Origin of the sequence: Lactobacillus kefiranofaciens (assembly GCF_900103655.1) — a bacterium.
GTDB classification, from domain to species: domain Bacteria; phylum Bacillota; class Bacilli; order Lactobacillales; family Lactobacillaceae; genus Lactobacillus; species Lactobacillus kefiranofaciens.
In genome coordinates this window covers 1-1,062 of sequence record NZ_FMXC01000084.1, presented here as the reverse complement: position 1 = coordinate 1,062, position 1,062 = coordinate 1, and the positions used below count along the sequence as shown (strand labels likewise).

Genomic DNA, 1,062 nt, shown 5'->3' with positions numbered 1-1,062 from the left:
AAAACTGTTTGTTCGCTATCGGTTTCCTTAATTAATTCTCGTCTTTCAGCTTGCGTGGTCTGTTCAAAATTAAGCTCTGGATAAAGTTTTTTCGTCGTGCGATCAACCACTTTATTTAAGAGTTCATCTGCTTTTTTTAGTGAACTTTCTTGTTGGTTAATCGTCAATAATTGTTTAGTCACATCTTCACCAACCGCATGTTTAATTAAGGTGCTGTTTTTCCAATTAAATAGCATGCGCCGCTTATCATCTAAGTTCTCCAAACTGATATAAGTTTTCAGTTCATGGCTTAACTCTTTAACTACCCGTTTTTCATTAAACGAGAAGTGTTTACTTAGGCTATCTAAATGACCTCGATTAACTACTTTCTCCTGCATATTTTTATAGCCAGCTTTGGCCTTGCGATAGTCCTTAACTTGTTGGTTAAATCCTTTTCTTTCATGCCGCTTACTATTGATTCCCTCATGTTGAGTTGGAACTTCATCTATTCCTTGATTTTCAAAGGATTTTTCGCTGATCCGATCGGGAATATTTTTTTGCTCTAAAACTTGATTTACACTAACCGCCCAATTGTGCCGCCATTCAGTTATTTTTTCTTTTTTATCCCAATCAACCAACCAAATTTTTCGGTTTCTCACATTCCCTGCAGGGGTCTTAGTTTTATTACCATGACTATCTAAAATGTATTCGGTTTTTGTTTTCTGTCCCCAAGTACCATCGGGGTTAAATGGGCGATTGGTTAACATCACATGAGCGTGCGGATTATCTGGGTGGTCGCGATGAATTGCCACGTCGGCTACCATGCCCTCATCAACAAAGTTTTCTTGCACGTATTTAGTTAATAATGTTTTTTGTTCATCTACACTTAACTCAATTGGTAAAGCCACGTTAAACTCTTTTGCATACCGTGAGTTTGATTTACGATCTTTCTTTTCAACTTCATTCCATAATTCTTCTCGATTACTGGCCCATTCTGGTGCGTTTTTTGGGGTTAAAATAAAGCTTTCTGGCATAACCGAGCGGGCATAAAAATAGTGGCGGCCTTCTTGATTATCAAATAAT

General features: G+C 37.5%; 1 protein-coding gene. It reads right to left on the bottom strand.

The genetic code is table 11. The features are described from left to right. A partial coding sequence (gene mobQ, locus BLP58_RS11735; protein ID WP_143000360.1) for a MobQ family relaxase occupies positions 1-1,062 on the bottom strand: 1,062 nt, incomplete at both ends.